The following is a 26,614-nucleotide window of genomic DNA, read 5'->3' on the forward strand; positions in this document are numbered from 1 at the left end:
TGGGAAAATTATTGCAGATGTTCTGTAGCAATCATTTGTCACTTGTGGTAAAATTTTGTCATTGGAATATGACAATTCCGCAGTACATCATGCCTGGGAGGAAACTCCTTATGATACATCCAGCTAATAAATGATTCCTATAAGACGGCAGCAGTATATTTCTTAATGCAGTTGGACTGCATAGTGTAATCGAAGGTTTACAGCAGATAGATGGATCATATCACAAAATCAAGGGGAAGGAAAAGAAGAAAAATGCCGGAAATAGATTTGTCAAAGTTGTATGAGAACATGCAAAAAGAAATGATCCAGAAATTAAACACAGGTGCAGAAGCATTTGTACATCCTGGGACAAAAGGAGACGATACGGAATTAAACTGGATTGAGTGGTTTAGAGAATATCTTCCGCAGAGATATCAAGTTGATAAGGCTATTATCATAGATTCCACAGGAAAACAAAGTGATCAAATAGATTTGGTTATTTACGATGCACAGTATTCCTATCTGGTTTTTAAACATGGTGATGGAAAATTAATTCCAGCTGAAAGTGTTTACGCAGTGTTTGAAGTGAAACAGAATTTGAATAAAGACAGGATTGAATACGCGGGTAAAAAAGCCAAAAGTGTTCGAGCTTTGTCACGAACTTCTGCACCAATAAAGCATGCGGGAGGACAGTACCCGCCCAAGATCTTACATGAGATCCTTGCCGGAATTTTAACAACGAAAAGCGATTGGAGAGCACCAATTGAAAATAGTGTTGTGAAGTACATTAATGAGAGAGAAAAAGAGGAACGGTTAGATTTTGTTTGTTCAATTTCCAATAATACTTTTGTGATTGACAACAACACTTTTGTTACTGAATACAAGGAATCTATCAAACCGAAGATTCATTACTGCGAAGCAGAGAAATCATTGGTCTATCTGCTTTTAAATCTATTGAAAAAATTACAGGATATCGGAACCGTACCGGCCATTGATTTTTTAAAATATGCTGAAAAAATCAATAGTCTGCAGTTAGATACTGAAGTTTATGATGGGAAAAGGGAACCCTAAAGGGGTAAAATCTTTGCCGGAAGTAAAGTAGCAGCAGTAAAATGCGGGGAGCTTTTTTGATTCCGAAAGGACTTAGTGGGTTACGCCAAGAATGGTACCGGTAAGTTTTGCGTAGATTCTGGAATTATTGTGAAGGTGAACATAAGGGGATAATAGGTTATATTTAAAGCATGGGAATGCTAATCGTTATAGTGAAAATGTTTTTGAAAAACCGTTATATGGAAAGGCATGGTGCTTTTGTATCAGAGCCAGTATGATATATGGTAATACTGATAGCGCTGCAAAAGGTATTCCGGGAATCAGAAATGCAAAATAAGATTTTTAGGGGCATAATGATTAAGGGAAAGGGCTGCCAATGAAGATTGCAATTTAGAATTATTCGATTGTGTACAAGTGAACAAGATGTTAAAATACAAATAATGACTTGCTGGTCATACAAAAAATAGGGGGGGACCAATCCCTGTAGATTACAATAAATTATGGAAAATACATGAAGAACGTAAAAAGTTGGTAATGGAGTTGATCATAACTGCAAAAATTCATACCAATGTGCTAGTGAATCATGGGAAGATGAAGATGTTCGCGTGGGAGTGTTGTGTAGGGTATGTGAGATTCCGGAATGTAAATCAGACGAGATCGCGGACATTGTTTGACTGTATAGAAAATTATTAAATATAGTGGTGGAATAGACGAGAAACCGGATAATTTAACCTTAGAAAAACGCAAATTAACATAATGGTTTACGAAAGACGTGTCGGACGGTATAAAGGTTGACCGTAAATCAAGAGACGATCAGAAAATGGATCATTATATGAAGGAAGATCAACATGTTTAAAATTACAGAAGGCGACTTTAAAAATCAGATATACGGAGAGGAAGTTTATCTGTCAAATTGGCCGATGCTCTATATACTGGACAATGGAAAGCAAGCCTATATTGGAGAGTCTAATCATGTAAAAAATCGTATGTCTCAGCACCATAATTCTTTAGATAAGAGAATTTTTGACAAGGTGCATTTTATTTATTCCTCAAAATTTAATCAGTCAGTTACATTTGATTATGAGTCAAAACTTATTCAGTATATCACAGCAGATGAACTTTATGAGGTTCGCAACAAAAATGCCGGAATGGCTGAAAAAGAATATTATGGAAAAAAAGAGTATGATGAAAAGTTTCAGGTCCTTTGGAGAAGATTACAGCGTGAAAAAATAGTAAAGCATTCTCTGGAAGAATTAGAAAATTCCGATCTGTTTAAGTATTCCCCGTACAAGGAACTGAATAATGATCAAAGAACTGCTGTAGAAGAGATAATCAATTCCTTGAAACAAGATGAGAAGCAGACAGTTGTTGTAAATGGCTGGCCGGGAAGCGGAAAGACAATTGTTGCAATCTTTTTACTTAAGTATTTACGGGACAGTGAATCGTTTAAGGATAAAAAGATTGGTTTTGTTGTTCCGCAGACTTCGCTTAGAAAAACACTAAAAGGTATTTTCAAAAGTATTTATGGATTAAAGTCATCAGATGTATTATCGCCATCGGATGTGACAAAACAGTTTTATGATATTCTGCTTGTTGATGAAGCCCATAGGCTGCATCAGTATAAAAATATTTCATACATGGGCGCTTTTAAGAAGAACTGTGAAAAAATCGGGTTGACAATAGAAAGCGATGAACTGGATTGGATACTACATCAATGCAAATGCCCGGTACTTTTTTATGATGAAATGCAGGTAGTCGGCCCATCTGGAATTGATGTGCGAAGATTTCATAAAAAGATGGAAATTGAACAGACGAAGCGTATGATCTCCTACTATAATTTATTGACACAGATGCGGGTAAATGGTGGCAATGATTATATTGAATATGTGAAAAATATTTTGTCAGGTAATGTTAGGGAAAAGAAAACATTTGATAAGTATGAATTTAAACTGATGACGGATTTTAAGGCATTTAATCAACTGATGTACCAAAAGGAGGAAGAAGTACAGCTTGTAAGAATGGCAGCCGGATATGCCTGGGAATGGATCAGCAAGAATGACAAAACAGTTTATGATATTGAAATTCAGGGTATAAAGAAACTATGGAACCATTGTACAGAGGGATGGGTTCATTCAAGCGAAGCGATTAACGAGGTGGGGTGTATTCACTCAACACAAGGTTATGATCTGAATTATGCCTTTATCATTTTTGGCGAAGAAATCGGCTATGATCCGGTTAGTAAAAGTATCATAATCCGGCCACAAAACTATTATGATCAAAATGGTAAAAAGACTGTAGAATATGAGGAGCTTAAGGAATACATACAGCACATCTATTATGTTCTTATGACCAGAGGAATCCGAGGCTCTTATTTATATGTATGTGACCAGGAATTACGAAAATATATTTCACAGTATGTAGATACAGTATAATTTGAAAAGGGGTATGGCAAAATGACGCAGGATACGATAAACGAAGTGTTAAAATTCCGGGATGACAGAGATTGGAAGCAATTCCATAATCCTAAGGATCTGGCGATTTCGATCAGTCTGGAAGCTGCTGAATTATTGGAGGTGTTCCAGTGGAGTGCAGAAGATGTGGTGTGCGAAAATAAGCTTAATAAGATAAGAGAAGAACTTGCTGATGTAGTGAATTACTGTATTCTCATGGCAGATGCTTGTGGGCTGGATTTGGATGAGATTGTTCATGAAAAAGTGCAGTTGAACAATGAAAAATATCCGGTGGAAAAAGCGTTTGGGAATAAGGAGAAGTATACGGAATTAAAAGATAAATGATTTTGTACTTTATAATAGGAGTTGATTTTTAGTGGGAACCAAAAAACCTACTGAACCTAGATTTTATGGAGAAGTGACAGAAAAAAGTCATAAAACCATGAGCCATATTCGTGGCAAAGATACAGCGATTGAAACAAAATTAAGAAAGGCATTGTGGAAAAAGGGATACCGATATAGAAAGAACTATAAAAATTTACCGGGAAGACCAGATATAGTTTTAACTAAGTATCGTATTGCGATTTTTTGTGACAGTGAGTTTTTCCACGGGAAAGATTGGGAAGTTCTACGGCCCCGCTTGGAAAAAGGAAGAAATCCGGATTACTGGGTGAAAAAAATCCAGCGTAATATGGAACGGGATATTGAAAAAGATCAAGCATTACTGTATCTGGGATGGTCGGTTATTCATTTTTGGGGGAAAGATATACTAGAAAAACCAGAGGAATGTGTTCAAGTGATAGAGGAAGTGATCTTTGATCAACAAATGGAGAAGATAGATTTCGATGAGGAGATTTAAAATGGATTTTATATTAGAGTATGATGAGACTGATCCCATATCAATTGAAGAATATGGAAAAAAATTGGTTGGAAAAACATTTGCAGAGGTATGTGAAGAAGATGATATCACAAAAGCCATGGTGGTTCGAGAAATTAATAACTACGAAGTAAAACATGAAAATAAAAAGAGAAAAGGTGGACTTGGTGAATTAATAGAAGAAAGATATTTTCACTATCAGGCAAATAATGATGCTAAACCAGATTTTGACAAAGCAGGGGTAGAATTAAAAGTAACACCGTATAAGGTGAATAAAAATGGAACTATATCTGCAAAGGAGAGGCTTATTCTTACTATGATTGATTACTATTCAGTTGTTAACGAAACCTTTGTAGAAAGCCATATGTGGCAAAAGGCAAGATTGATTTTATTGATTTATTATTTGTATCGAAAAGAGATTGAAAATAGATTGGATTATAAAATTGGTTATGTGAAATTGTTTTCACCGGCAGAACAGGATATCAAGATAATTGAGCATGATTTTTATGTCATAAAAGAAAAGATAAAGGCTGGAAAGGCACATGAATTGTCTGAGAGTGATACACTTTATTTGGGTGCAGCTCCAAAGGCGTCTAGCTCAAGAGATAGACGAAAACAACCTTTTAGTAGCGAGTTAGCAAAACCGAGGGCATTTGCATTTAAGAATTCTTATATGACCTATGTATTGAATAATTACGTCATTCCAGGCAAGATTACTTATGAACCAATTATCAAAGGAATAGCGGAAGCCTCTTTTGAGGAGTATGTCGTAGAGAAGATAAATAAATATTGTGGGTATACCGTCAGAGATTTATGTGAGGAATTTCAGGTTGATTTCCATAAAAAAACAAAAAATTTGGAAGCAATGCTAGCGTATAGAATCCTGGGAATTAAAGGAAATCATGCAGAAGAATTTGAAAAAGCTAATATTGTTGTAAAGACGATTAGGATAGAAAAGAATAATAAAATCAGAGAAAATATGTCATTTCCTACGTTTAAATTTAAAGAATTAGTAGAAGAGGAATGGGATGAATCTACTTTTGGAAACTATCTTCGCGAGACTCGTTTTTTGTTCGTTGTCTATAAATATAATGGAGAAAATGAATTAAGGTTGAAGGGATGTCAATTTTGGAATATTCCATACAAGGATTTGGAAGGTGATGTTAAATCAGTATGGGAAGCTACAAAGCAAGTGGTGCTGGACGGATTGGAGATAAAAGTCAGAAATGGGAAACATTATAATAATTTTCCTAAAGCATCTGATAATCCAGTATGTCATGTCAGACCACACGCAAGAAATGCTAAAGATACCTATGAATTACCAGACGGTAGAGAGTTTCCAAAACAATGCTTTTGGCTAAATAATTCGTACATATTGAGTAAATTAGAAAAAAGATTTTTGGAAAAATAGAAAAAGATCTTTACAAAGTGCCATATTTATCATACAATTAATCGGAATAGTTACATGTAAAATAATAGATTGAGGTGTTTTGAATGAAAAAAACTGTTTGTGAATTATTTGCAGGGGTAGGTGGATTCCGTTGTGGGTTAAACCATATAAAAACATTGGAGGATGTAAATAAAAAAGAAAAATGGAATACTGTCTGGTTTAATCAGTGGGAGCCAGCAGAGAAGAAGACACAGTATGCACATGATTGTTATGTATATCGATTTGGCAATAGATACGATATTAATGGAAATGATACTACAAATGTCGATATAGAAGAGGTTGATAAGTCTTCTATTCCTGATTTTAATCTTCTGGTTGGTGGATTTCCTTGCCAAGATTATTCGGTGGCTTCATCATTGGCTACATCAAAGGGTCTAGAAGGGAAAAAAGGTATCTTATGGTGGTCCATACGAGACACTATAGAAGCAAAGCAGCCGCCATTTATATTACTTGAAAATGTTGATAGATTATTAAAATCCCCAGCGAAACAGAGGGGAAGAGACTTTGGGATTATTTTGGCTTGCCTTAGAGATCAGGGATATACGGTCGAATGGCGTGTGATCAATGCGGCAGATTATGGATATCAACAGCGTAGAAGACGTACCTTTATTTTTGCCTATAGGGATGATATGAAATACTGTACTACCATTCAAGAAAAAGTTGGATATAAGTATAGTGATAGTTTAGAAGCACAGAGAATAAGCATGGGTAAACTTTTGCTGAAGGATGGATTCTTTGCTGAAACATTTCCTGTCAACGATGTTGATAATAAAAAAATTTTGATAACGAAACTTCCGGATGGGATAGGAGAGTTATCTGAGCACTTTAGTTTTGGATTTGAAAATACAGGGATTATGAAAGATGGAGTTGTATATAGTGTTAAGACAACTCCAAAATTTGATGGTACACAGATAACGTTAGGAGATATTATGGAAACAGGAGATGTAGATGAATCCTATTTTATCTCAGAAGAAAAGCTTTATTATACGGATCCATTGGTTACGAGAAGTGACGAAACAAAGGGAAAGCTACCTAAAGAAGACCGTCAAACATGGCAGTATTTGAAAGGGGGGAAAAAACTATCTAGAAAATCATCGAATGGTCATGAGTATATTTTTTCTGAGGGAGCCATTGCGATGTTGGATAGTTATGATAAACCTGCCCGTACCATGCTGACATCAGAAGGTGGTTTTAGTAGGACAACGCATATTGTAAAAGATAAACAGACAGGAAGAATCCGATTGTTAACAGCTACGGAGACTGAACGTATACAAGGGTTTCCAACAGATCATACAAAATTTTGTTTGGTCAATGAAGAAGTTGTCGAAATGCCAGTTAAGAAAAGGCGTTTTATGATGGGGAATGCATTGGTGGTAAATTTGATTGAGGATATGGAAAGAACCCTTGATGCTATTTTCGACCAGGAGTAACAACTTAAGCAGAGGATTTTTATGGGTTGAAAACTAAGTAATATGAGAAAGTGAATAGAATATGGGTATTCGTGAAATAAATATGCAGGAAGAGATTCCACATTATACTAAAGAACAGGTATATGGAATCCTAATTCCTACCATAGGTAAAACACTTGAAGAGCTGGATATCAATCGAGTTTTTGATAAGACAGTTATGAATCCAAAGGTGACAGGTATTGCCGGAGATGTAATTGAACAGTCTGTGTTTGGCTATAAGGCAAATAATAAGCAGATACCGGATTTGAATGTGGACAATGAAGATGTAGAGTTAAAGACTATCGGTATTCAGCAAAAATCTCGCGGTTTATGGTATGCGAAAGAGCCTTGCAGTATTACCGCTGTATCTATATCTACGATAGAACAAGAGACTTTTGAAACATCTAAATTTTGGCATAAATCACAGAGGATTTTATTTGTTTATTATCATTATCTAACGGAGATGACTGTAAAAGCAGCAGGGTATAAGGATTTTCAAGTAAAGAATTTCTATTTCTATAATTGTACTGATGATGATAAAGTGATTATAGCAAGTGATTGGCAAAAAGTACATGATTTTATTGCTGATATTCATAAAAGATATCCAGATAAAGAAAGCAGAAAAAAAGAATATCCTAATCTTTCTACAGTTGTGAATAAGCATTTGGAGTATTTGGATACATCTCCGAAATATCCTAATGCACCTAGGTTTCGTTTTAGAGCAAGGTTTGTTACGGTTATCGTACAGAGTTCAATCAATAATACATATGAAAAATCTGACCGTCATTATTTTGGTATAAATGATGTCGAAAAGGAGTGTATAGAATATACAAGACGATATAAAGGTATGACCTTAAATGAGTTATGTCGTGAGTTTGGTGTGGATAATAACATTAGTTGTAAACAAGCCGGTGAGAAAATAATTACAAAAATGTTTGGAGGAACTAAAAAGATTTCTCGGATTGAGCAGCTTGCGATGTTTGGATTAAATGGGCAGATCGTTGTTTTAAATAAAAATGGAGGAAGGACAGAAAACTTGAAATTGTCTGCATGTCCTTTGGATTTTTCTGATTTTCAAATTATAGATGGAGAACAAAAAAATTTGAAGATACAGATGTTTATAGCTTTTTTAATGATTACAGATTGTTGTGTCCAGTATTCCAAGAACATCCAAGAATGATAGTAGGCCCCGATGGAAAGAAAATGATCACTCAGGTTATTTATGGTGAGAATACCTTTGAGGGGGTTAAAATCTTGGAATTGGGGACAGATGAAATTATGTCATCGGTAAGAGCATCCTGGGAAGAAGCAAAACGTTTAGTACAAACGGGTGAATTAACAGTAACAGTTATGAGGAGAAAAGATGGATCTGTTCGTTATACAGCTAAAACAGGAATTGAGATGTTACAAACAAATCTTCCAAAAGCATTGGATAATGTGATTTTTTTTCGTGGAACAGGAAAAGATGCGACTGATAAAGTGATCGTTAATGGCTTAAAAATGTTCCGACAAAATTATTGGGTTAAAGGAACTTATGTTGTAGAACTACTGAATAAGATGAAATATTTAGGAGAATACGAAAAAGGCTGAATAAGCTATGAAGCATCCAAATTATAATGACACGGATGAGGTATCTTCTTGCAAAGAAATTATGGCAAGCGGTGCAGACTATTGAAGATTTAAACTGGCGTGTATCTTGGATGTTCATTAGGATGATATCGTATCAATAGAAACAGAAGATTATTTAAATGAGGTGTGATAAATGGGCAAGCGTATTGTGAAAAATTATCCTTCTCCACGTTTGATGGAAACAATTGGTGCAACGAATCAAACGACTCCTGAGGCCATTGGAGAATTGGTTGCAAATTGCTTTGACGCCCGTTATCAGGATGAAAAACTTGCAATAACCATCGACGTGCGAAATGGAAGCATCACAGTCATTGATAACGGAAAAGGTATGGAATTTTCCATTCTGGAAAAAGCGGTATGTATTGCCGAAGATATGTCTAGATATATTGAAAGAGGAGAAGGGGCAAAGGGCCATTTCGGAATGGGTTTTAAGACATCCTGTTCAACCCTTGGTAATTATTATGAAATCTACACCAGACCAGTAGATGGGAATGTCGAATATTATACGTCGTTTGATATTAGTGATTACGGAACACGACCAGCCGGGTCAGATGCATGGGACGTGGAAATTGAAGATTTCCTGCCTTCTGAAAATTCCCCTTTAGGCGCAGCTGGACATGGAACTGCTTTTGTTATAAGCAGATTAAAAAATAAAAATCCTATGGTAAGTGCAATACTAGCTTACATGGGAGAAGCTTTTAAGGCTCATCTAGATCATGGCGATAGAATCACCATTATTGATGAATCTGGTACTAATGATGCGGAGCCAATCAAATATAATTTCATTAAAGGAACAAAAGTCGAAATTGATGAGATTTTTGGGCCGGAAGACAAATATCATATTACTGGCTGGATGGCATTGGATTCTCAGACTCATAACAACGGTTTTTATGGATTTAATATTTATAGACATAATCAGCTAGTAGAAAAATACGACAAGACTTGGTTTAGAGCACATCTGATGACAAGCCGAATTATTGGTGAAGTTAATATGGACTTTTTGGATGCAACTTTCTATAAGCAGGGTATTCAGCAATCAGAAGACTGGATGTTCGTTGCCGCTCATATGAAAGAATACTTGAAAGGTATTGTTACGGCATCAAATAATGTGAGCAAAAAAGGAAATATTAATAATCCGAGCGAGCTTAAGAAAATAGTTAATACGCTGCGTGACGATTATGAGGTTGATGGTGAAGTGAGTGAGGAGGATTTTGGCGAAAAAAAACCTTCTACAAAGAAAGGTGAAAGAGACGAGAAGCCAAGTATCAATGATACCATCAAGAATATCGTTACTGAAGAGGCTCTGACTTTGGAAGATGAAGGAGAAATTATCATTACTTATCTTGAAAAAGAGAGTGGAAGCAGTATACATGCACCATTTGACTATATTTTTGCTGAAAGTGATGATGACGATACTGCAGAATTGCAGGTGCTACTGTTTAAGAATCACCCTTTATGGAAGAAGAAGGTTGATGACGATGTAAAGAAAGTACTTGCAACATCTGATGCTATTTATAGATTACTTGTGGAAAAACTTAGTTATGATGCGTCCAAGGCCCTGAAAATTCGAAATGAATGGGTAGTTAAGCGCACGGAAGGGATGAAATAAGCTGTGGATAAATATCAAGCTCTTGAGAAAATCAAAGACCTTTGGAATTCCGTAGGTGTAGATTTAGGACAGAAAATCATCGAAATCTCAGAAGCGTTTTATGCTGTGGGTTTGGATCTTTCTACTGCAGCTGCGTTTGTTAAAGCAACACCTTCTGAATTGGACGCGCTATTATCTTTGGGTGCTTTAGATGAAGAACTTATTGAATTGATTTCTAAGGCTGAGCCGCCAAAAACTACATGGGCACTGATAGCGAACGCTAGTGATGAAGAGGCGAGACAGGCATTAAATGCATTATTGAATAGTAAGGATTCACATTCAAATAATGGTACATCGCATAGTGAGTTTGTTTACCAGCAAATGATGGAAATTGCAGGACTTACTACAGAACAAATGGTGGGAATGTTGACTGGAGCTGATTTGGCACATGCACTTAAAAAGGGACAGGATTTCAATGCACTTTCTGAGTGGGATAATAAATTCTTTAAAAGTGTTGTGACTCAGAAAAAACGCGGAAAAACTCTTTCTGGAAAGCAGATAGATATCGTATTAAAAATTTTGGAGAACCTGTCTTCAAAGGGCGCTATTAAGCGCAACAGTATAGACGGTGATGAAGAGATATGCGACAGAATCTTGGACGCAATTGGGAAATAAGTTATGGGACTAAAAGAAATCAATATCCAACTGAGCTATGCCGGTAGAGGTGAACTGATTTTAAAAGATTTTTTATTACCTGCCATTGGCGAATCAGTACATTATGACAGGGTAACAAGTTTTTATACAGTTGAGTCTCTGCTGGCAATTTCTCAGGGAATCGAAGCGTTATATCAGAAAAAAGGAAGAATGCGTCTCATTATAGGGATTCATAGCGTACCTGCAGAATTTGTTGAGGCATCCTTGCGACGAGAATATTTGACGAAGCAGATTGCTTCAGTACGTGAAGAAGTTAAAAAAGGAATAAATTCCATTTCGGATTCTTTGAAGAAAAAGCGATTGGCCACTATCACTTGGATGGTTGAAGATCAGTTGCTTGAAATTAAGGCTGCTGCTGTTAATGGTGATGGTATTTTTCACCCGAAAACGCTAATTCTTTCAGATGATAAAGATACACTGGTCGCTGTTGGAAGTCCGAATGAGACCGGTAGTGGGCTTGGGGGAAATTTTGAGCAGCTAATGGTCGCTACTTCTTGGCTAGCACGGGATGCAGTGAAAACGCAGCAGGATTTTTTTGAAACGCTTTGGAACAATGAACATGAAGAAGCGGACGTATTAGATATTACAGAAGATACTGCAGAAATGATTAAAGTGGCGTTGGGTAAGGACTATGTTTCACCTAAGCCTGGTGTTGAAGTTTGCCATGGTTCTGCTGAAATTCTTTCTGCGGCTTCTAAAATGCTCGCTAATTACTTTGTTTCAGGAGATATTCCTGCACTATATATGCATCAGGAAAGAGCTGTGATTGACGCTCTTTCAAGGTGGCCTGTGCGTGTATTATTTTCTGATGAAGTGGGACTTGGCAAAACGTTCGAAGTCGCTGCAACGATGAACTTCCTTGTAAAATATTGTGGCATCAAGAGAGTAGTCATTTTAACGCCTAAATCAGTTTTGAAACAGTGGCAAGACGAACTCTTTGAACACTTTCACATAAATGCATATTTGTATAATTCTAGCTCTAAGGCATACTATGACTGCTTTGGCAAGAGCATCGGTATTGGTGCTGACAATCCATTAGGGAAGAGGGCTCCAGGTATTGTACTTATGTCAGCACAGTTTGCTCGCGGTAGTGGAAAAAATAAGGACCTATTTTCGCAACCTGGATGCATTTTGCCTGATTTATTGATTCTTGATGAAGCTCATTCTGCGCGTATAAGCAAATCTATTGCAGGAACTTCACAGAAGACTCGCATGTATTCTATGTTAGAAAACGTGGTTCGAAAGATTCCACATCTTATACTTGCCACAGCTACACCTATGCAAAAAGAAGCAAGTGAATATCATGCCATATTAAAATTACTAGGGTTGCCTAAAATTTGGCAAAAACCACGTAATTATACAACTTCATTAAAAGTTATCGCGTCTGCTGAGACACCAGATATTTCAGATGCGGCCAGTGTTGCAAAGCTACTTCTCAGTACAATTTCGTCGATGAAACCAGATATGAGCCGTCTTACAAAAGAAGAAACGATTGTAGTTGAGAAGATAGTTGATATCAAGGATACTGCGGATCAATACGAACTGGGTAACATGGTGCAAAATAACTGGAATATACTCAGGCCTGCATTCATAAAACTTCATCCGGCTCATTTGCTGACAGTCAGAAATACTCGTAGAGCATTATCAAATGTTGGATACAAGTTTCCAACCAGAAATCTTATTGAAGAATCTGTTACTGATTCCGAGCGAGTTCAGTTGTTTTACATAAAACTAGATCAGTATTTATCGAATGATTGTTTTCAGGTTGAGCAAGTCTTATACCCGGACCAATTTAGGTCAATAGGATTTGTACGAGTTAGTTATCAACAGAGAATGGCTTCTTCTCTCTTATCCTGTAAAAAGAGTTTAGAACGTAGATACGAAAAAATCACCAAGCTAAAGGATAAATTAGATGAGCATCTGAAAAAGTTCTCTACACTTGGCCAGTCATTCGGTATCCTTTCAAGTTCAGACGATATTGAATTGGATGATTTGCTGAATATTGATTTTGAAGGTACAGATGAAATTGATTGTGGAGATTTAGATGTGGTGGCTCTACGTAGGAGTGTTGGCATCGAAACAACAGCGCTATCATCGTTGCTAAAAGAAGTGGATGCCCTTTTGAAGGCTTCTGGCGATTTGAAGATTGTGCGTTCAATTCAAATCGCGCTCAGGTGTTTGGAGAAGGATGATAAAGTTCTTTTATTTTCAAGATATACAGACACTGTCGATGCGTTATTACACGAATTTGCTCGTATTGGAGCTAACAGCAAGTATGCTTACGGCATCTATACCGGTGACAAATCTATAATTGTTGAAAACGGTACAGAAACACCATGCAGTAAAACTGAAATAAAAAAATTTTTGTTCTCCGGACGAATGAAGGTCGTATTTTGCTCGGATGCAGCATCTGAAGGCTTAAATCTGCAAGCTGCTCGTATGTTAATCAATGTCGATGTGCCTTGGACTCCAGCTAGATTAGAGCAGAGAATTGGTCGTATTGCAAGACTTGGTCAAGTGTCTGAGCAAGTTGATGTTTATAATGTTTGGTATCCTAATAGTATAGAGGCACGGATGTACCATCGAATACAGCGACGTCTCGAAGAGACAAATTTGGCTATAGGAGAATTTCCAGAAATCGTTGCAACTGAGATTCGCGATGCCGTTATAGAAGATAAGGATGAGGATGCTACGGGGATAGCGGAGTTAAAAGAGATTCGTAACTCTGTTCAAAGACGTGCGCTGGAAGAATTATGGTCACAAACATTGGCTGTAACTGTGACAAGCAAAATGCGAGAAAATCTGATTTCACTGTGCAATAACATATTTCCTGTTCGCGGAAAATTACTAGATGGAATTATTGTTCAATATGAGATGCCAGATGGTACGATAGTTGACCTGACGGCTAAAGACGGTATGCAAGAGAGTATTTCTCTCACATCAATACCATGGAAATTCATAGATTTTACTGATTCTAGAATAGAAATCCTTCAGGATGAGCATGGAAAAGATATCGCTTTTGCGATTAAAGATGGCGGAAATCAGATTCTGATCAAGCATGAATCAATAACGGAGTTTCTTTTGGATAAAGAGTTTAGTACAAGTGATGAACTTCAGGGGAGGCCTATTATGTTGCCTAATAGTAAAAACTTGGATTTAAGCTATAGCGTGGATACTGAACTAGAAAAATGCCCGGAATTTTGGGCTTTGAGAAGGATGTGATTTTATGAAAACTCGATTACTTGCACCTCCATGGACAAAACCAACACTAACAGATGAAACATCTGAAGCATTAGAAATAATCAGTAGCAATGTATGGAAAGATGCTTCTGTTCGTTTTTCAGCTGAACGAGATGCAAAAATCAAAGCTGGAAAGAGTGCTCCTAAAGGAATGCAGCGTTATTTAAATGAGATTTTGGTTGAACGTTTTAACTATCATGGATGGGATGGTGATTCGGGTTATTTCATAAAAGAAAAAACATGGATTAGGGTTACTTTCAGACATCAGATGAGTCTAGGGTCTGATATTTTGGACGCTTTGAAAGTTTGTAAGAAGGAAGGCATTGAACAAGCTGTGATTCTTGCCGCTAATAGAAAGACACTGAATATTATCTCACCTAATGATGCAGCAGCAATCGTTTCGTTTGAAAAATTGGAGAAGGAGATTCTGTCTCTTTATGGGGCATTGGATATTCCTTTGTTGATTGGAGAGCTTACACCGTTTACTAGTGCGTCGAAAGATGTTGTGGCTGAATTGAAAAAAGAACGGTATCGAGATTTGACCATACCAACTAGACGATGATTGACTATATAATTTAAAATTAGAACTTGAGGTACCGCAAAATGGTTGATAACTATCTGAAAATCTTGTCATTTTTAAAAAAATATGGAGGAAATCAATATAAGAAGCTTGATAAATGCTCTTCAAATGAAGAGCGTGACTATATGGTTTCTGGAAGTGAGGCTGGAAAATTTGCAAGAGCGCAATTTACAGAGCTAGTGGAAATCATTGAGAAATCATGTTCGTTTGAACATGACAAGGTTACGCAATGGCAAAATAGCGGCACTTATGTAAGCTATTTATGGTGTCAAATGAAGCGCAAAGAGCATAAAGATAGCCAAATCAGCATGTCATTATTTGCTGAAAAAGGAAACGATTTTCTCCGGTTTCGTCTGAGCATTGAACTAGCAATGGCAGCTGCTTCTACAAGCGATATTACAACTTATGCAGGTTTACTTAATGTCCCGCTTGATCCAATGCTCGTATATGTGTCTGGAGGCAATAACGAATCTGAATTTCGTATATTAGATGAACGCGATAACACTGTAGTAAAGGCTATGAAGCTAAAAAAGGTTCAGATTTCCTATATTATTACTGAAGATGATTACACTAGTGATGCCGCTCTGTGCAAGTCCCTGCTAGGTGCAGCAGAAAAGTTGGTTAGTTATTATGATGAACTTTTCGAGTTACATCAACCTTCAAAACCAAAGTCAAAGGAAGGGGAGAAGCCTATGCCTGGTATGAAGTCTATTGTTAGCTCGAAGGAGGCAGTTACTGAAATTAAAAATTATATTTTTAATCGAGGATTCGATTACCCTGTTGGCATGGTTGAAAACTTCTACCTCAGTTTGAAGAGCAAGCCTTTTGTTATTCTTGCCGGTACTTCCGGTACAGGAAAGACTCGTTTGGTAAAACTCTTTGCGGAAGCCATCGAAGCTGACTATAGGCTCGTATCTGTGCGTCCGGACTGGAGTGATGGCAGTGACCTTTTCGGACATACAGACCTTAACGGTCATTTTATTCCGGGTCCTGTCTGCAGTGCTTTTGATGCAGCTGTTGAAAATCCGGACAAGCCCGTACTTCTTTGTTTCGATGAGATGAACTTGGCACGTGTGGAGTATTATCTGAGTGATTTTTTGTCAGTTATCGAGTCTCGTTATAAGAGTGAGGGTAGAATCAAAACAGAAGGCATAGCACAGTATGAAGGCGGAATTCCGGATAACCTTTATGTTGTCGGTACCGTCAATATGGATGAAACGACCTTCCCATTCAGCAAGAAAGTCCTGGATCGTGCCAATACCATAGAATTCAGCTATGTGGATCTGATTCCGCAAAAACGTACAGTTGGTACAGTTGAACCACAGGCATTATCTAACAGCTTCCTGTGCACAGAGTATCTGATTCTGGCTATTGATTGTGCAGAGGAAGAAGATTTTGTACAGAAGGTTTGCGTGGAACTTCAGGAAATGAACAAGTTTCTTGCCAAGGCAAATGCTAATGTAGGATTCCGTGTACGTGATGAGATTGTTTTCTATATGCTGAATAATAAGAAGGCAGGAGAACTGCTTACATATAATCAGGCAATGGATAACCAGATCATGCAGAAGATCCTGCCGAGAATCCAGGGCAGTTCTTTCATAGTTAAAACTTTATTGATTGATCTCTTTAAGTTCTGTAGTGGTTCTGCTTCCGGAATCGATGCAGATACAGGTAATGTTGGCGAGCAGATGCGAGTTATGGCAGATACTGCAAAATACCCGGAAAGCGCAAAGAAGATTGGATATATGATGACGAGGTTTGAAGACGATGGTTTCACTTCCTACTGGCTCTGATAAGTTATTAGAGGTCCGAACAGCGTATGTTGATATAGTAATAAAAACGAAAGGGAAGCAGAATGCAGGTGCTGTGGTAAGCAGTGATGCGTCTTCTTCCCTGAAAGTCGTTGCTTCAGATATCAAACGAATCAGTGTTCCTGTACAGGAAATGTCAGAGGAATATTTTGACCATAAAGGAATGGCGGTGCATGAATTCAAAGTAAAATCGTTATTCTTTGAGCAGACTGATTATGTTGTCACCATAAAGGCTCGAAATGGAGAAGCGCTTGAATTCTTTAGTAACAGCAATCTAATTGAAGAACGAATTTGCCGGGTGATTGACGATGATGCATCATTATTATCCGGAGTTATTAATTTCGGAAACAATGTCGGTTTTTGCAATTTCAATGTAGCTGCAAATAATAAGACAGTAATTTCCATTCGGATAGAAGTCTATCCCACTAAGGTCAATTATAAAGAGGATTATCAAGAAATGATGGCGGACATTAATGACCTGATCAGTGAAAGTGTCCTCGACTTTATGAAGAAGACTTATCAAGTGTTCGTTCCGAACCATAAAAAGAACGAGGTGCCGGCCGTATTTTTTACTGTTTTAGAAACAATATGCAGCAAATATCTTCAGTCGGTAAATCGAATCGTTGCTGTTCCCCATCACAAACTGGTAACGATTCACGAAGTCGTTCCGCATTATAAAGCACGGAGAACAGATTCAAACTCTGAAAAGTGGTTACAGAAGCATCCTGAATACATAAGAAAGGGGGGTACAAGAATTCTGGCGGAGCGTGTGCTTTCTGTGCGTAAGCAGATTACCTATGACACACAGGAAAACCGTTTGGTCAAGTTCATGTTGCGTTCTACCATACGACACATTGATGATTTCCTGAAAAGATATATCGAGAGCACCCAAAAACCTGGGCGGTCGATTTTGGATAAGGCATACAGAATAAAGCGAGAACTGCAGCGTATTCTTGCCTCTTCGTTTCTGGCGGATGTATCTGAGTACAGTGCAGCACAAAGTATGTCACTTGTATTCGGTATGGCTCCCGGTTATCGTGAACTGTACAAGTATTATCTGATGCTACAGAATGGCATTTCTGTTGGTGGCGACATCTTCCGAATGTCTGTAAGAGAAACTGCGCAGCTCTATGAATATTGGTGTTTCATTAAGCTTTATGCCATTCTGAAAGAGCGATATGAATTGAAATCACCCGATATTATCAAGGTTGATCGGAAGGGGGTCACAGTAGATTTGGTCAAGGGAAAGCCTTCGAAGATAACATTCGTAAATACCCAAATCGATGAAAGGTTCTATCTTACCTACAATCCTTCTGAGGCAAAGACTCAGACAGTGCATCAGCGTCCGGATAATGTTCTTGAACTTGAAAAACGAGGATCGAAGAATGCCTATAAATATGTTTTTGATGCGAAGTACCGCATTGAAATGAACCCGGACAGCTCATTTTATCCGGATACCAAACCAGGTCCCAAAGTGGATGATATCAATACGATGCATCGTTATCGTGATTCTATTGTTTATGAGAATCCGGATTCCAGATTTACTTTTGAGAAAACTATGTTCGGCGCTTATATTTTGTTTCCATATGCAGAGGAGGAAGTATATAAGAATCATAGGTTTTACCGAAGTATAGAAAGTGTCAACATTGGCGGATTGCCGTTTCTTCCGTGTGCAACTTCACTTGTTACAAAGTTGCTGGACGATCTGATTACGGATTCACCCGAGTCAGCGTTTGAAAGAGCGACTCTTCCTGCAGGTATGGAGGAGCGCATTCGTACTGTAGATTGGAATAAGAGAGATGTGCTGATTGGTCTTGTTACAGATTCGGACCACCTGCAGTTGTTCCTGAAATCTAAGTTGTACTGGACTCGTCGATTTGATAAAGTGAACCTGCCAATACGGTATGTAGCGCTATATGAAAAAGGCTCCGGTGTTCGGTACTACGGAGAACTCATATCTTACGGTCAGAGAAAACGGTCACAGTTGCCCGGAGCCAGCAAACATAGTTCTAAGGATTATCATGTGTTTGAAGTCTTACAATGGCATGAACTTCCGGAAATCATTACCATGGAAGAGACCGGACCTAATCCGATTGCTTATACAAACTATTTTCTGCTGAGTACCGCAAAGACATACTCAGAACTACGTTTGCGTAATGAGGCGGATTATCGTTTCTTTATAGAATTAAAGAGACGAACAGATTCCAAAATTTTGGATGAAGAGGGATTCACTGCATTTGAGTTTGGGGAGACGAAAGTTTTGATTGAGAGTGACATGATTCATATCATTCGTGATGGAAGCATCGTGAAGAGTGAAAATGTCGCAGAATTTAATAAGCGTCCGAATGCAACATTTAGGATGCTGCAAAGCTGCATGAGTAAATTGAACAAGCTTTATGAAATGGATTAAAAAGCATGAGAAAATAGCAGAAGGTCGTTATTGAAAATAGCCCAGATAAAGTCATTCAAACTGAGGAACAACTCAGAAAAATAATGGATATTCTGGTAGTGAATGATGTCTGTATCATATAGAAAAGTATGGATATCATTCACTTAGGTAAAAATCAGGAGACAAAAGCATCCCGAAGGAACCTTCTCAGAGAGAGAGGGGTATACCGATGCGGTGAAACCGTTGTTCCGGAAAAATGGGGTCAAAATTTTAAATCACTAAGGACAGAATTCTGCGGAAGAGCCCTAAAATCCCGTGTAAATAGTGCAGTGTTATCGGAATATACAGAAAGGATGGCCGAAATTATGAAGAAAGATAAATGAGCATTGAAAGTGTGAGCAGTCCGGATATAATTATAAGCCGACACCAGCAATTATGTTAAAAGGAGCATGGCTGGAGGACTGGGGATTTACAAAGAATACTCCGGTGACAGTTCTGTATGAAGAGGAAAATGATATGATATAATAAGGGGGGCCGTCCAAGGGCGGGCATCCGGAAAGGAATTGGAAATGATATACATAACGGGTAGACAGTGGCGAGAGATACGTCCCTATGACAAAAGAGGTTATGGAATGCTTTCACTGTATCATAGAGGACACCAAAACCCATTAATAACAGAAAAAAGCCTAAGATAGAACCTATTATCTATGATAAAAATGGTATTGCATATAAAAAATTCCTGTTTTTGGATAAGAATGATATGCCAATGGTTGCACTGCATTGGGAGAAATATTTTCAACATATATGTGAGAAGTATAACAAGACATACAAAGATGAATTACCTAAAATAACACCTCATGTATGTAGGCATACTTTTTGTAGCAACATGGCGAAATCTGGAATGAACCCGACGACACTGCAATACATCATGGGGCATAGTGATATAGCTGTTACATTAAATACATATACTCATGTAAGCTACGAAGATGCAGAAAAAGAGATGAAAAGAGTAGGAAATAGCGATTAGTAAATTAGTATAAAGTGGTCAAATTACTAATGTTTTTACTAATTTTAAAGGCTAAGATATGCTAACTTATGCCGCGATATGCAAAAATAATGAGATTACACTTCTGTCATAAAAGCTCTGAAAGTGGCTTAAATATAAGAAAATCCAGTAAAATAGAGGTATATAGCAACATGATAAAAATACTATTCGTCTGCCACGGCAACATCTGCCGTTCCCCCATGGCCGAATTCGTCCTAAAAGACATCGTCCAAAAAGAAAACCAAAAAGACAATTTCCACATCGCATCCGCTGCCACCAGCACAGAAGAGATCGGCAACCCGGTACACCACGGAACCCGAAGCAAACTGCGTGAAGTGGGTATTTCCACAGCTGGCAAATACGCGGTGCAGATGAAAAAATCAGATTACGCAAAATATGATTATCTCATAGGTATGGATGAATGGAATATCCGCAATATGAACCGCATTACAGGCGGAGATCCGGAACACAAAATCTGCCGTCTTCTGGACTTTTCTACGAATGCAAGAGACATTGCAGATCCATGGTACACAGGAAATTTCGAGGCAACTTATTCTGATATTGTAGAAGGCTGCCATGCATTCCTGGAGACATTGCGGCGGCAGAAAAAAATCAGATGAAATACCAAATGCGATCAAAATAATCTATTAAAAACACCCAGGAAGGCCTGAGACTATGCAGAAAAGCCAAGCGGAATACTCCACCTACTTACTGACACACTTGTCAGAACTCCAAAACATAGGGATATTCGCTATAAAGGATACTGGAATCGTTTCATATCAAAAGAATTCTGCCCATAACCCCTTACATCACTGTGCAGGATTGCAAGCATATTTAATAGAAAACGCAAAAAACCAGGCAGTTCCGTACATCTGTAAAGATGATCACCAGGCCTACTTTGCCTGCATCCGTACTTCACAGAAATACTATCTGGCAGGCCCTATGTGCACAACTTTCTTCAATAAAACCCAGAGACATAAATTCTACCGCACATATGGAATACCGGAAGCTGTTGAAAAGAACCTCCGTCTGTTTACCGTCACAGAAATACTCCATCTGGTCTGTATCCTTGCAAAAATAGTAACTGACACAGAATATACCGACCGGCAGTTATTAAATGCCAATCATCTGATTCCAGTCACAAAAGAGCAGGAAGCCGAAGAGCAGATCCTCTTCAATTTAAAATCTGATGAAGAAGATTTTTACCGCCATTCCTACCAGGAAGAGAGGAAACTTCTGGATATGGTGCGAGAGGGAAATGTTGCGGAGGCAGTCCGCCTGTCCAAGGAAATGGATCCGGAAGTTGGAAAGCTGGGAGCCAGTGAATTAACCCACTGGCGGAATATGCTGGTTATCGGAGTAACCCTGTGCGCCCGCGCGGCTATAGAGGGTGGGCTGATGCCATATGCCGCCTATCGTCTCAGCGGATACTACATAAACAAAGGTTCAGAGTGCAAAGATATCATGCAGATTCTTGCCTACCGTAATCATGCCATAGAAGAACTTACAAAACGTGTCCAAGAGCTGAAAACCAGGCGCCATACTTCCAGTTATACGGAACAGTGCAAAGATTACGTCAAAAAGCATTTCAGAGAGAAAATCTATCTGGATGATATTGCAGGCAAGCTGGGAATCAGCAGCAGTTATTTGTCGCGTCTCTTTAAAAAAGAGGCAGGAATATGTATTCAAGACTATGTGAATGATGTGAGGATTGAACGTGCTGCCAATCTTTTGATCTATTCCGAAGAATCCATACCCAGAATCGCTGAGTATGTCAACTTCCCGTCGCAGAGCTATTTTGGTAAAATATTCAAAGCCAAAAAGAATATGACACCAAGACAGTATCGAGAATCCTATAAGCCCACAGAATTTCTGGAGGAAAAATAGAATCTCGCTCATTTATTGATTTCGTAGAGCAGCGGAATAATACCACCGGCAAAATTTGCAAGCCCTCTTTTGGATGCAGACCACAATGAAAACACTGTAGTCTTGATCCGAAAGGGGGCTTGTTGTTCGCTGTCACATTTCTACAATTTTATATCAGTGCAAAATAATTATAAAAACAACAAAATAACAGTATATAAACTTCTCGCCCCCTGCTATCATAAGTACATCAAAGCAAAACACAAAACCGACACATCATGATTAGGAGGAAGTGCATGAGATCAGAATATTTTTACGGAATCGGAGAACCGCTGATTCAGCGTGAGCAGGATACCTATGTATCTGCCGCAGAATATCTGAATCTAGTGAAAGCCTTAGGCTGTACAGCATACCGTTCTTGGATGCACCTGACGGAAATCCTTATGGACCCGGTAACGCCAAATGAGGGTGCTGTTTTGGCACATACAAAACTTTTAAACCGTGCAGAGGAATTACATCTGGAAGTTACCGGAATGAGCCACGAATGGTTTCTGCCAAAAGGATGCAGACAGCGCACCGGGCATGCTGTACCTAACAGAGATTTGACAGAAGGAAGTCTTTACCGCCGGACTTTGGATATGCTGGAGCAGTCCTGGTTTACCATGGTCTCCCTGTTTCCGCAGGTATCTCAGTGGGAGGTGGGAAATGAATGGAACATCAATGCATTTTTACAGCCTGACGGATTCCTTGACAGCGATATGTCACGGCCCTACAGCCCGGATGAAAAACTGGACATAGCTGTTGATCTTATGTACTTTGCCGCAAAAGGTATTAGAAGAGCGAACCCGGATGCCAAGGTGGTTTCCTTTTCGCCGGCTCTGAGTACACCTTGGCTTGGCGGGGATTTGCCGGATTACCTTCCGCCTATGTATGGGATCGCATGGACACTTGATAAGATATACAGCCGTATTAAATCGGGGAAATTCTGGTCTGAAGACCCGGATGATTATTTTGACCTTGTAGCATGGCATCCGTATCAGATGAGCACCAGCCAGATGGAGAGGGATGCAGATCTTTTTTTACATATTGAGGAGCCGGACTGTCTGTGGAAGGATTACAACGATGCTGCATACCGGGTCATGTGCAAATACGGCGATGCCAAGAAACAGGTCATTCTGACAGAGACAGGTTTTACAGACTGCGGGGACCCGGAATTGGAAATCAAGCAGGCAGAATACACAAGAAAATTGCTGCGGCTTGCAGCGGAACTTCCCTATGTGCGGACAATCTATAATTTTCGACTGCTGACGGAGACAGGAATGCTGAAAAAACAGGGGATTGAAAAAAATCAGATTGGCGGTCAGGCAGAAGTATACTTTGGATTTTTTACGGAACCGGATGAAAACTGCAGGCCGAGATTGAAGGCACATGTTTTGCAGGAGGCAGCAGGCGGTCTGGAAGACTTGACTGCAGTAGGAAAAAAAGTGGCACTGTCTAAGCGGAAACTATGAGGAAAGCATAATGGAAAAATACGTGGTAAACACAACAAACGGAAAGATAAGAGGCCATCTGAGAAACAATCTGGTAGAATATCTTGGCATCCCTTTTGCAAAACCTCCGGTTGGAGATCTGCGTTTTAAAAGAGCACAGCCGGCAGCTCCCTGGGAAGGGATTTTTGATGCCGGAAAGTACGGAAAAGAAGCAGTCCAGTTAGAGGATGGAAGATTAAAAGGCAGCGAAGACTGCCTCACGCTGAATATACGGCGCCCCATGGAGGGCGAAAATCTGCCGGTTTTTGTGTGGATACACGGCGGCGGATATAATACCGGCTCGGCATCAGTACCTCTTTACAATGGCGGTTCTTTCGCGGAAAAAGGCATCCTCTTTGTTTCTTTTCAGTACCGTTTAAATGTACTGGGATTTTATGATTTTACAACTTATCCCGGCTGTGAAGATTTTGAGAGCAACTGCGGCATCTCGGACCAGATCCTTGCCATGACCTGGATCCACGAAAACATAAAAGCATTCGGAGGAGACCCTGACCGCGTTACGATCGCAGGAGAATCCGCAGGCGGCGCTTCTGTGATAAACATGCTGGCGATCCCGGCCGTAAAAGGGATGTTCACGCAGGCAATCGCCCAGAGCCCACTGCCAAATTGCATAGCAACACATAAGACAGCCAGAGAGAACAGTGATTTATTTTTAGAAGGCATGGGATGGCGTGTTGAGGATCTACAGAAGCTGCGCACAGCAGACCCATATGGATTGCAAAAGGGCAATACCTATGTGGCGGAAAAACATCAATACAAAAACCCCGGTATTTTTCTGCCGGGACCCATTCAGGACGATTTGATTCCCGTACGGCCCATAGATGCTGTGAGAAATGGAAGCGCAGAGGGTGTCAAGCTGATCATCGGTACCAATAAACATGAGGGAACCTTGTTCGTGCATCCGGAAAAGACCGGTTTTCCAAACAATTGGTCCATGATCGCTGAAATGTTTGAAAAAAACGGACATACCCAGGCGGTACCGGAAATCATGCACCATTACCAGCCGTCTATGAAAGATCAGGAGTTAAAAGCCGTCTTAAACAGTGCGGAAGAGATTCCGGCAAACGAATTAGAACCATTTATAAATTTTGCCACAGACTATGCATTTCGTGTGCCGTCCCTGAAGGTGGCACAGGCTCAAAAAAAATACGGGGATGTATGGGTGTACCATTATGAGTTTGTGTCAAGATCTGGAAAGGCCACCGGAATGAAAGCTTCTCACGCTTACGAACTTCCCTGTATGTTTGCCGACAAAGATTTTGCGTTCAGCAGATTTATCTTTGAGCGGGAATCTGAGGAAATAATAGATGCACTCATAGAGGCCATGCACACTTCCTGGGTGCAGTTTATAAAAACAGGGGAACCGGATCAGAAGAACTGGCCAAAATATACAGGATATGATTCCAAAATCCGCATTTTTGACAGAGTGACCAGAACCGAAGCACGGGACTGCGGCACACTTATGAAAGTATGGAAGGACATGAGATTTTACGAAAACTGAGAGAAGGCGGACCTGGCACCACCTTGAAAAGGAGAGAGAAATGTTTAGTTATGCATCAAAACATAATGACCCAAAGGCAAAATTAAGCTGGAGTGAACGCATTGGATACGGCATAGGCAATTACGGTATGGCATGGGTAAACGGCATCATGTCAGCCTTCTTTATGATCTATCTGACGAATGTATCCTTTGTGGATGCAGGCGTGGCAGGTACTATCATAGCCCTGTCAAAGGTTTTTGACGGTGTCAGTGACCTGATCATGGGAGGGATTGTAGACCGCACAAGATCCAGGCACGGCAAGGCCAGGATCTGGCTGGTGCGTATGTGTATCCCGCTGGCTGTTTCCACGCTTTTGCTGTTCTGTATTCCGGCATCTATGACCGGATTGATAAAATATGTCTACATTTTTATTATGTATAATCTGGTAAATGCAGTATTTTATACCGCCATGTATGTGCCCTATACGTCCATGAATTACCTTATGACACAGAATGATTTCGACCGCGGCCTTCTGGGAAATATGAATATGATTTTTCAGACATTGGCCAACATCACCATGAACACCTTCTTCCTTACCTGGCTGAACAGATTTGGGCGAGGGGACATGTACAAACAGGGAGCATGGACAAAGGCCTTTGTCATAGTGGGGCTGATCGTGATCGCTGCAAGTATCTTATGCTTTTTTGGGACAAAAGAACGTGTGAAAAATATGGAAAAACAGGCAGAAGGGGATAGATCGGTATCTGTAATGACAGCTGTAAAATCTCTGTTTAAAAACAAATATTGGGTTTTGATGACCGTCTGTATGTTTTTGATCTTCTTCGTTATTGTCATGTATGCAGTGGCTGCCGCCTACTATGCTCAGTATGTGCTTGGAGATATAGGGTACTATACACCCATCAACAATGCGTTATCCATTGCACAGTTTGCCATTATGTTCCTTACACCGGCGTTCATGAAGAAGTTTGGAAAACACAGAACATATCAGGTTGGGCTTATTGCCATGATCGCAGGCTTTGCAGGCACAGGCCTGTGCGGTACCAACCTTCCGCTGCTCATATTCTTTAACTCAGTGAAAGGTGTGGGCCTGGGGGCGGCAGGAGGTATGGCTTTTGGGATGGTGTCGGATACCATTGAATATGGTCAGTGGAAAACAGGTGTTGTTGCTGTGGGAATGGGCAATGCAGGCGTCAGCACAGCCCAGAAACTGGGACTCGGTCTTGGACAGGCGGTTATGGGATGGATCCTTGCAGCCGGCGGGTTTGACGCAGCCAAAGCTGTGCAGTCAGCGGGTGCTCAGAGTGCCATCAGTTTTTGCTATAACTGGATTCCGGTCATCTGTGTGGCTCTTTGTTTTGTGCTCATGCTTTTTTACCGCCTGGATAAAGAGATGCCAAAAATCCGCGAAGAACAGATAAAATGCAGACAGAACAGATAAAATGATTTCCGT

The 26,614-nt window shown here is 39.4% G+C and carries 19 protein-coding genes and 2 pseudogenes; all 21 read left to right on the forward strand.

The genetic code is table 11. The features are described 5' to 3' along the window. Positions 1 to 210: 210 nt before the first annotated feature. A complete protein-coding gene (locus CI595_RS22350; RefSeq protein WP_162291951.1) occupies positions 211 to 1,050 on the forward strand; it encodes a DUF6602 domain-containing protein in 840 nt (279 codons plus the stop codon). Positions 1,051 to 1,877: 827 nt separating this feature from the next. Then, positions 1,878 to 3,461: a DNA/RNA helicase domain-containing protein gene (locus CI595_RS22355; protein WP_095175829.1), complete on the forward strand. Its 1,584-nt coding sequence runs from the start codon at positions 1,878 to 1,880 to the stop codon at positions 3,459 to 3,461. Between the two features lie 21 nt (positions 3,462 to 3,482). Beyond that, the gene (locus CI595_RS22360; RefSeq protein WP_095175830.1) at positions 3,483 to 3,824 is read left to right on the forward strand and encodes a nucleotide pyrophosphohydrolase; all 342 of its coding nucleotides are present in this window, start codon (positions 3,483 to 3,485) and stop codon (positions 3,822 to 3,824) included. A 31-nt stretch (positions 3,825 to 3,855) separates the two neighbouring features. Then, positions 3,856 to 4,338 (forward strand): very short patch repair endonuclease, encoded by a 483-nt coding sequence (locus CI595_RS22365; protein WP_033140455.1) that lies wholly within the window; start codon positions 3,856 to 3,858, stop codon positions 4,336 to 4,338. 1 nt (position 4,339) lies between these two features. Continuing rightward, positions 4,340 to 5,767 carry a Sau3AI family type II restriction endonuclease gene (locus tag CI595_RS22370; RefSeq protein ID WP_095175831.1) on the forward strand — a complete coding sequence of 476 codons (1,428 nt, stop codon included), beginning with the start codon at positions 4,340 to 4,342 and terminating at the stop codon, positions 5,765 to 5,767. A gap of 83 nt (positions 5,768 to 5,850) precedes the next feature. Continuing rightward, positions 5,851 to 7,236, forward strand: coding sequence for a DNA (cytosine-5-)-methyltransferase (gene dcm, locus CI595_RS22375; protein WP_095175832.1), 1,386 nt, complete (start codon positions 5,851 to 5,853; stop codon positions 7,234 to 7,236). 61 nt (positions 7,237 to 7,297) lie between these two features. Further along, positions 7,298 to 8,434: a MutH/Sau3AI family endonuclease gene (locus CI595_RS22380; RefSeq protein ID WP_095175833.1), complete on the forward strand. Its 1,137-nt coding sequence runs from the start codon at positions 7,298 to 7,300 to the stop codon at positions 8,432 to 8,434. Positions 8,435 to 8,508: 74 nt separating this feature from the next. Beyond that, complete coding sequence (locus CI595_RS22385; protein ID WP_147737759.1) at positions 8,509 to 8,844, forward strand: PDDEXK family nuclease; 336 nt, start codon at positions 8,509 to 8,511, stop codon at positions 8,842 to 8,844. Positions 8,845 to 9,016: 172 nt separating this feature from the next. Continuing rightward, entirely contained in the window at positions 9,017 to 10,492 is a 1,476-nt protein-coding gene (locus CI595_RS22390; protein ID WP_095175835.1) for an ATP-binding protein, read from the forward strand. A 3-nt stretch (positions 10,493 to 10,495) separates the two neighbouring features. Then, on the forward strand, positions 10,496 to 11,146 hold the full coding sequence (locus CI595_RS22395; RefSeq protein ID WP_095175836.1) for a hypothetical protein: 651 nt from the start codon (positions 10,496 to 10,498) through the stop codon (positions 11,144 to 11,146). Between the two features lie 3 nt (positions 11,147 to 11,149). Beyond that, a complete protein-coding gene (locus tag CI595_RS22400) occupies positions 11,150 to 14,407 on the forward strand; it encodes a helicase-related protein (RefSeq protein ID WP_095175837.1) in 3,258 nt (1,085 codons plus the stop codon). A 4-nt stretch (positions 14,408 to 14,411) separates the two neighbouring features. Further along, entirely contained in the window at positions 14,412 to 14,987 is a 576-nt protein-coding gene (locus CI595_RS22405) for a hypothetical protein (RefSeq protein WP_095175838.1), read from the forward strand. Positions 14,988 to 15,028: 41 nt separating this feature from the next. Continuing rightward, on the forward strand, positions 15,029 to 16,798 hold the full coding sequence (locus tag CI595_RS22410) for an McrB family protein (protein WP_095175839.1): 1,770 nt from the start codon (positions 15,029 to 15,031) through the stop codon (positions 16,796 to 16,798). Next, positions 16,773 to 19,226 (forward strand): restriction endonuclease-like protein, encoded by a 2,454-nt coding sequence (locus CI595_RS22415; protein WP_095175840.1) that lies wholly within the window; start codon positions 16,773 to 16,775, stop codon positions 19,224 to 19,226. Before CI595_RS22410 ends, CI595_RS22415 begins: the two co-directional genes overlap by 26 nt. Positions 19,227 to 19,628: 402 nt before the next feature. Further along, positions 19,629 to 19,730: pseudogene (locus tag CI595_RS27215) on the forward strand (hypothetical protein); the annotation flags it as partial. A 57-nt stretch (positions 19,731 to 19,787) separates the two neighbouring features. Further along, positions 19,788 to 20,232: pseudogene (locus CI595_RS27500) on the forward strand (tyrosine-type recombinase/integrase); the annotation flags it as partial. Positions 20,233 to 20,402: 170 nt separating this feature from the next. Beyond that, the gene (locus CI595_RS22430) at positions 20,403 to 20,870 is read left to right on the forward strand and encodes a low molecular weight protein-tyrosine-phosphatase (protein WP_095175843.1); all 468 of its coding nucleotides are present in this window, start codon (positions 20,403 to 20,405) and stop codon (positions 20,868 to 20,870) included. Positions 20,871 to 21,072: 202 nt separating this feature from the next. Further along, complete coding sequence (locus CI595_RS22435) at positions 21,073 to 22,137, forward strand: helix-turn-helix transcriptional regulator (protein WP_162291952.1); 1,065 nt, start codon at positions 21,073 to 21,075, stop codon at positions 22,135 to 22,137. Between the two features lie 272 nt (positions 22,138 to 22,409). Then, positions 22,410 to 23,624: a hypothetical protein gene (locus CI595_RS22440; protein WP_095175845.1), complete on the forward strand. Its 1,215-nt coding sequence runs from the start codon at positions 22,410 to 22,412 to the stop codon at positions 23,622 to 23,624. Positions 23,625 to 23,634: 10 nt separating this feature from the next. Continuing rightward, positions 23,635 to 25,164, forward strand: coding sequence for a carboxylesterase/lipase family protein (locus tag CI595_RS22445; protein ID WP_095175846.1), 1,530 nt, complete (start codon positions 23,635 to 23,637; stop codon positions 25,162 to 25,164). 40 nt (positions 25,165 to 25,204) lie between these two features. Beyond that, complete coding sequence (locus CI595_RS22450; RefSeq protein WP_095175847.1) at positions 25,205 to 26,602, forward strand: MFS transporter; 1,398 nt, start codon at positions 25,205 to 25,207, stop codon at positions 26,600 to 26,602. Positions 26,603 to 26,614: the final 12 nt, after the last annotated feature.

This window comes from Blautia hominis, from assembly GCA_002270465.1.
GTDB lineage: Bacteria > Bacillota > Clostridia > Lachnospirales > Lachnospiraceae > Blautia > Blautia hominis.

Excerpts from the sequence above, each read along its gene's own strand:
- CI595_RS22350 (WP_162291951.1), top strand. The coding sequence starts at position 211 with ATGGATCATATCACAAAATCAAGGGGAAGGAAAAGAAGAAAAATGCCG.
- CI595_RS22355 (WP_095175829.1), top strand. The coding sequence starts at position 1,878 with ATGTTTAAAATTACAGAAGGCGACTTTAAAAATCAGATATACGGAGAG.
- CI595_RS22360 (WP_095175830.1), top strand. The coding sequence starts at position 3,483 with ATGACGCAGGATACGATAAACGAAGTGTTAAAATTCCGGGATGACAGA.
- CI595_RS22370 (WP_095175831.1), top strand. The coding sequence starts at position 4,340 with ATGGATTTTATATTAGAGTATGATGAGACTGATCCCATATCAATTGAA.
- dcm (WP_095175832.1), top strand. The coding sequence starts at position 5,851 with ATGAAAAAAACTGTTTGTGAATTATTTGCAGGGGTAGGTGGATTCCGT.
- CI595_RS22380 (WP_095175833.1), top strand. The coding sequence starts at position 7,298 with ATGGGTATTCGTGAAATAAATATGCAGGAAGAGATTCCACATTATACT.
- CI595_RS22390 (WP_095175835.1), top strand. The coding sequence starts at position 9,017 with ATGGGCAAGCGTATTGTGAAAAATTATCCTTCTCCACGTTTGATGGAA.
- CI595_RS22400 (WP_095175837.1), top strand. The coding sequence starts at position 11,150 with ATGGGACTAAAAGAAATCAATATCCAACTGAGCTATGCCGGTAGAGGT.
- CI595_RS22405 (WP_095175838.1), top strand. The coding sequence starts at position 14,412 with ATGAAAACTCGATTACTTGCACCTCCATGGACAAAACCAACACTAACA.
- CI595_RS22410 (WP_095175839.1), top strand. The coding sequence starts at position 15,029 with ATGGTTGATAACTATCTGAAAATCTTGTCATTTTTAAAAAAATATGGA.
- CI595_RS22415 (WP_095175840.1), top strand. The coding sequence starts at position 16,773 with ATGGTTTCACTTCCTACTGGCTCTGATAAGTTATTAGAGGTCCGAACA.
- CI595_RS22430 (WP_095175843.1), top strand. The coding sequence starts at position 20,403 with ATGATAAAAATACTATTCGTCTGCCACGGCAACATCTGCCGTTCCCCC.
- CI595_RS22440 (WP_095175845.1), top strand. The coding sequence starts at position 22,410 with ATGAGATCAGAATATTTTTACGGAATCGGAGAACCGCTGATTCAGCGT.
- CI595_RS22445 (WP_095175846.1), top strand. The coding sequence starts at position 23,635 with ATGGAAAAATACGTGGTAAACACAACAAACGGAAAGATAAGAGGCCAT.
- CI595_RS22450 (WP_095175847.1), top strand. The coding sequence starts at position 25,205 with ATGTTTAGTTATGCATCAAAACATAATGACCCAAAGGCAAAATTAAGC.